This is a genomic window from Lysinibacillus sp. VIII_CA (assembly GCF_049943995.1).
In the GTDB taxonomy this organism is placed as follows: Bacteria; Bacillota; Bacilli; order Bacillales_A; family Planococcaceae; genus Lysinibacillus; species Lysinibacillus pinottii.
Genome location: NZ_JBNFXM010000090.1, coordinates 1 through 358, shown reverse-complemented (window position 1 = coordinate 358; position 358 = coordinate 1). Strand labels below are relative to the sequence as shown.

Sequence of the window (358 nt, the reverse complement as noted above, 5' to 3'; positions counted from 1 at the left end):
TAGCGAAGTGGCTAAACGCGGCGGACTGTAAATCCGCTCCTTAGGGTTCGGCGGTTCGAATCCGTCCCCCTCCACCATTTTAGGGGCATAGTTCAACGGTAGAATAGAGGTCTCCAAAACCTTTGGTGTGGGTTCGATTCCTACTGCCCCTGCCAGGTATTGAGGTACTCGTTCATATATGGCTGTTATTATATAGTGGCGGTTGTGGCGAAGTGGTTAACGCATCGGATTGTGGTTCCGACATTCGTGGGTTCGATTCCCATCAGTCGCCCCATTTTAAAATTGGGGTATAGCCAAGCGGTAAGGCAACGGATTTTGATTCCGTCATGCCTAGGTTCGAATCCTAGTACCCCAGCCA

3 tRNA genes are annotated in these 358 nt (G+C 50.6%); all 3 read left to right on the top strand.

The window, feature by feature from the left end:
• Nucleotides 1-81: 81 nt before the first annotated feature.
• The 3 genes from ACP3VS_RS24335 to ACP3VS_RS24325 all read left to right on the top strand — a co-directional run bounded on the left by ACP3VS_RS24335 (nucleotide 82) and on the right by ACP3VS_RS24325 (nucleotide 358).
• Nucleotides 82-155 (top strand) — tRNA-Trp (locus ACP3VS_RS24335).
• A gap of 43 nt (nucleotides 156-198) precedes the next feature.
• A tRNA-His gene (locus ACP3VS_RS24330) sits at nucleotides 199-274 on the top strand.
• A 9-nt stretch (nucleotides 275-283) separates the two neighbouring features.
• Nucleotides 284-358: transfer RNA gene (locus ACP3VS_RS24325), tRNA-Gln, on the top strand.